Source organism: Sphingomonas sp. ABOLH (assembly GCF_003951715.1).
Lineage (GTDB): Bacteria > Pseudomonadota > Alphaproteobacteria > Sphingomonadales > Sphingomonadaceae > Sphingomonas > Sphingomonas hankookensis_A.
Genome location: NZ_QQWV01000082.1, coordinates 1 through 4,834, shown reverse-complemented (window position 1 = coordinate 4,834; position 4,834 = coordinate 1). Strand labels below are relative to the sequence as shown.

The following is a 4,834-nucleotide window of genomic DNA, read 5'->3' as shown; positions in this document are numbered from 1 at the left end:
CGACAGACCATCGAACATCGGCGCTTGCAGCACCGCAAGTTCGCCGCCTAACATCAACCCCCTGACGAGGTCCGCACTCCGCTAATCTACGCCGCGAGTTGTGCCGAATGTTCTGACGACGGACAGTTGTTCGTACGTCGTCGGGTCGTGGATCTGAAAGAAGAGTTCCAGCAGAGAGCGATAGCTCAGAACGGCGGGGTCGAAGACCACCTCCACCGCCTCTGCGTGGCCATGATGATCATCGTAGGTAGGGTCTGCCGTTTCACCGCCGATGTACCCGACGCGTGTCGAGACGACCCCCCGCTTTTGTCGCAGCAAGTCTTCCATGCCCCAGAAGCATCCGCCGGCGAGTATCGCTCGCTCTGTCCGATTTTCTTCGCTTTCGACAGACGGGTCGCTCACAGATTCCTCCCTTTTGGGTCGGCTCGGATCCTGTTGTTCATGCCGCCGGTTCGGGGCTTCGCTTGGTCAAGGGTGCGTCGACGAGGTCAGTCTGAACATCTGACCCACGGATCAGCGTTAGATCGACGGGACAGCGGTCGGCGATCTCGAGAATACGCGCGCGTTGCTCCTCATCCAGAGGGCCTTCGAGGACAATCGTCCGAGTGAACCGGTCTGGGGGCATCATGTCCGCCACCTTCTTGTGCTCGACCGTGGTGCTCGCTCGTTCAAGCGGAAAGCCTTTTCGGTTTGCATAGAGGCGCATCGTCATCACCGTGCAGGCAGCGAGGCCGGCGGAGACTAGCTCATATGGCGAAAGACCGCTTCCCAGTCCGCCGACCGATGTCGGCTCGTCCGAGTAGATCGAATGCTTGCCACTGCGGACCTTGAGCTGGAACTTGCCCGCCAGCGTCTCGATGGCCTCGACTCCATCGGCAACCTCAACCTGCGGAAGATCGGCCACAAGGGGTGGCAGGTAGCGATTGGCCCACGTGGCGACCATGGCGGATGCAAAGTTCGCGTCGGCGGCATCTGCAAGAAGGTGATCGGCCGCATCGAGCGATACGAAGCTTTTCGGGTGCCGAGCAGCGACGAAGATGCGTGACGCATGCTCGACCCCAACCACCTGATCGAGAGGGGAGTGCAAGACGAGTAAGGGACGACGGAGCGCAGCGACCGCCTTTTCTACATCCACCTGTTCGACGGCGTCGACAAAGCTGCGTCGGATGAGGAAAGGCCGGCCGGCAATGTCGACCGATGCCTCGCCTTCGCGTCTGATCGTGTCGAGATCGCTGGCGTCGAAGACCTTGAGGATGTGCTCGAGTTCCGACGGCGCGCCGATGGTAGCCACGGCGACGATGTCCGGCAGATCGGTCGCAGCCACTAGAGCAGCGGTTCCACCTAGGCTATGTCCGATAAGAAGGGTGGGCGTCATCCCCGCGGCCGTCATCGCCCTTGCGGCTGACTTGAGATCCGTCACGTCCGCGGCGAAATCCACTGCCTCGCCTTCGGCGCCGCTGACCCCAGTGCCGGCAAAGTCAAATCGCAGGACGCCGATCCCTGCCCGCGACAGCGCGCGGGAGATGTGGACAGCCGCTCGGCTGTCCTTCCCGCACGTGAAGCAATGAGCGAAGATCGCCCATCCGCGAGGGGTGCCTTCCGGAGACTCTAGGAGCCCGCTAAGAAGCTTGCCCTCTCCGTTCTCGAACGTGAACTTCGCTGCAGGCACGTCGACACCTCTCAGAATATATGAGCGCGCCGTTCCAACGCGGAGCTGCGCATTCCTCAGCCAGTCGCCGATCTCCCCCACCCGCGAGCCGGGGCGAGCATCGCCTCGCGCTTTACCGTCACGCCGGGCAGCACCTTGCATCGGCTCCAGTCACGGCAGACTCAGTCCTTTTATATGCGCCGCGCAGATAGACAACCCCTAACCGGCAAACTATATGCGTCGCGCATACTTCTCCGCCGGTCTGTGAAGACGGGTCTACGAGACAGTGTGCGGCAGACACATGGGCCGAGGGGTGATGGAACTCAATCAGGTCAGCTATTTCATAAACTTGGCTGAGACGCTGAACTTCACCGAGGCGGCTCGGTTGAGTGGCGTGTCGCAGCCCAGCCTCACGCGTGCGATCCGTCGCCTTGAGGAGGAGCTCGGCGGGGCGCTGATCTATCGGGACGGTAAGAACAGCCGTCTCACCGGCCTCGGCCAGGATGTCGAAGCAGAGTTCCGTCGAATGCTCCTGGCGTTGAGGAGCGTGCGCGATCACTCTGAGAACTGGACGATGGGGCGCCACCGTGTGCTGGACATCGCTGTCGCGCCGACTGTCGGACCGAAAGGGTTTGCAGCCTTTCTCGAGGATGCCCTGGACGAAGTCCCGTCCATCGAGATCAGACTGCATTCACTCCAGTCGGGCGAAGACTCGTCGGAAGTTCTATCCGGCAAGTATCACGCTTGTATCCTTCCGCGGGAAGTTCGCCCGGATCGGAAGCTCGATGTCCGACCGCTCTTCCAAGAGCGCTTCGTACTCGCCTGCGCAGCGAAGCACCCTTTGGCGGCGGCAGCCGTTGTTCGGGGTGAAGACCTAGCGAATTTCCCCTTGGTCGATCGGCTCAACTGTGAGTTTCGCGACCAGATACAAGAGCACTTTGCCCGTCGCGACATGGTGATTCGCCCGCGCTTGCGTTCAGACCGGGAAGACTGGGTCCACCGCATCGTTGCCGAGGGTCGCGCGGTATGCATCGTCCCAGAGCGTTCAGCCGCAGAGACTGGTCTTGTTACGCGGCCGATTGATGGTTTCACCTTGGAGAGGGAGGTGGTCATCGTGACGGTTTCCGGATCGACCGCTCCGGTCGAGATCCGGAAAGTCGCGCAGCTTGCGGCGCGATACGAGTGGAGGTGAGCGCAACGGGCCGAGCGTCGCGGCTATGGAAACTATGCCTACGGCGTATTGGATAAGTACGTGTGCGACTGCGATAGTCGACTTGATGACACATCAGTCATGCTGATCGTGGTGCGCCTAGAGTCTCTCTTAGCATTGGAGGTCTAATGATGAAGTTCGAGAAGACACAGGCTGCGATCGACCGCCTGACCCCTGAGCAGCGTCGCATCACCCAGGAGCACGGTACGGAAAGGCCGTTCACGGGTGAATACAACGACAACAAGGAGCCAGGGATCTACGTCGACATCGTGTCGGGTGAACCGCTGTTCGCTTCCACCGACAAGTTCGATTCACGGTCCGGCTGGCCTAGCTTTACTAAGCCGATCGTCCCGGCGCATGTCAACGAAGTGCGGGACAGCTCCCATGGGATGACGAGGACCGAGGTCAGGTCGGTGCATGGCGACAGCCATCTCGGCCACGTTTTCCCCGATGGCCCCGCCGACCAGGGCGGGCTGCGCTACTGCATCAACTCAGCGGCGCTTCGCTTCGTGCCCCGCGATGAAATGGAAGCCGAAGGCTACGGTGAATATCTCGACCAGGTTGAGGAGGCATAATATGCATCAGCGCGCAGTTCTTGCAGGTGGCTGCTTCTGGGGAATGCAGGATCTGATCCGCAAGCAGCCGGGCATCGTCACTACCCGCGTGGGCTATACCGGCGGCGACGTGCCCAACGCCACCTATCGCAATCACGGTACGCATGCCGAAGGGATCGAGATCACCTTCGATCCCGAGGTGACGAGCTACCGGAACATCCTGGAATATTTTTTTCAGATCCACGATCCGACGACGAAGGATCGTCAAGGCAATGACCGCGGGGTCTCCTACAGGTCAGGCATCTACTATGTCGACGAGGAGCAAAAGCGCATCGCCGAGGACACGATCGCCGACGTGGATGCATCGGGGCTCTGGAATGGCAAGGTCGTCACCGAGGTCGAGCCCGTCGGCGACTTCTGGGAAGCCGAGCCGGAGCATCAGGACTACCTCGAGAAGCGGCCGGGCGGTTACACGTGTCACTTCGCACGACCCGACTGGGTGCTTCCAAAGCGCCAGGATGCCGGCGGTGCGCACGGCGCGGCTACGGCACAGGTGGACTGATCGAGCGGGTCCACGCTCCTTCATAGCATCAGCAGTTCCCTTCGTGGTCGCGTCGCCTTGCGATCTGGCCACGAAGGGATGATCGTTCTGACAGTCTGTTGGACCGGCTTATTTCGAGAATTGCAGCCGAATGCCAGATCTCTCCTCATTCCCGATCGCGCAGCGGTGGCCAGCAGCGCATCCTGATCGCCTGCAGCTTTATGCGGCACCGACGCCCAACGGCGTCAAGGTTTCGATCATGCTTGAAGAGATCGGTTTGGCATACGAGCCGCACTTTGTAGACATCTCAAAGAACGAGTCGAAGGACCCCGCGTTCGTTTCGCTCAATCCGAACGGCCGCATCCCGGCTATCATCGACCCCCATGGGCCAAGCGGCGTGCCGATTGGCGTGTGGGAGTCAGGAGCGATCCTCGTCTACCTGGCGGAGAAGAGCGGAAAACTCATGCCGGCCGCGCCTGAAAGGCGGTATGACACGCTCGCCTGGGTTTTTTTCCAGGTGTCTGCAGTCGGACCGATGTTCGGTCAGTTGGGCTTCTTCCTGCGCTGGGGCGGCAAGAACTTTGAGGACCGGCGTCCTCTGCAGCGCTTCGCGGACGAGTCCAAACGCCTACTCGGCGTGCTGGATCGACAGCTGGAAGGGCGTGACTGGATCGTTGACGAGTACTCTATTGCCGATGTGGCAACACTCGGCTGGGTGAACGCACTCGTCACCTCATACAATGCCGGCGGACTGCTAGGCGGTGTTTACATTCAGAGGCAACATTTGAGTGCCGCGACGAGATTGAGGAAGCCAGCATAGTTTCGGGCGAGTTTGTCGTAGCGCGTTGCGATGCGTCTGAAGTGTTTGATCTTGCTGAAGA

At 60.7% G+C, this 4,834-nt stretch carries 5 protein-coding genes and 1 pseudogene; 4 read left to right on the top strand and 2 right to left on the bottom strand.

What is annotated here, in order from left to right:
* Positions 1-135: 135 nt before the first annotated feature.
* Together CA237_RS19090 and CA237_RS19085 are read right to left on the bottom strand one after the other, a co-directional pair.
* Positions 136-354 (bottom strand): annotated as a pseudogene (locus tag CA237_RS19090) (peptide-methionine (S)-S-oxide reductase); the annotation flags it as partial.
* Between the two features lie 85 nt (positions 355-439).
* Positions 440-1,669 carry a bifunctional alpha/beta hydrolase/OsmC family protein gene (locus CA237_RS19085; RefSeq protein WP_241215562.1) on the bottom strand — a complete coding sequence of 410 codons (1,230 nt, stop codon included), beginning with the start codon at positions 1,667-1,669 and terminating at the stop codon, positions 440-442.
* Between the two features lie 295 nt (positions 1,670-1,964).
* Here CA237_RS19085 and CA237_RS19080 point away from each other — a divergent pair, with 295 nt between their 5' ends.
* The 4 genes from CA237_RS19080 (at position 1,965) to CA237_RS19065 (ending at position 4,773) form a co-directional block, all read left to right on the top strand.
* Positions 1,965-2,840, top strand: a complete 876-nt coding sequence (locus CA237_RS19080; protein ID WP_126015276.1) for a LysR family transcriptional regulator — start codon at positions 1,965-1,967, stop codon at positions 2,838-2,840.
* Positions 2,841-2,989: 149 nt separating this feature from the next.
* Entirely contained in the window at positions 2,990-3,433 is a 444-nt protein-coding gene (gene msrB, locus CA237_RS19075; protein ID WP_126015274.1) for a peptide-methionine (R)-S-oxide reductase MsrB, read from the top strand.
* 1 nt (position 3,434) lies between these two features.
* A complete protein-coding gene (gene msrA / locus CA237_RS19070) occupies positions 3,435-3,974 on the top strand; it encodes a peptide-methionine (S)-S-oxide reductase MsrA (RefSeq protein WP_126015272.1) in 540 nt (179 codons plus the stop codon).
* A 130-nt stretch (positions 3,975-4,104) separates the two neighbouring features.
* Positions 4,105-4,773 carry a glutathione S-transferase N-terminal domain-containing protein gene (locus CA237_RS19065; protein ID WP_126015270.1) on the top strand — a complete coding sequence of 223 codons (669 nt, stop codon included), beginning with the start codon at positions 4,105-4,107 and terminating at the stop codon, positions 4,771-4,773.
* The last annotated feature ends 61 nt before the right edge of the window (positions 4,774-4,834 follow it).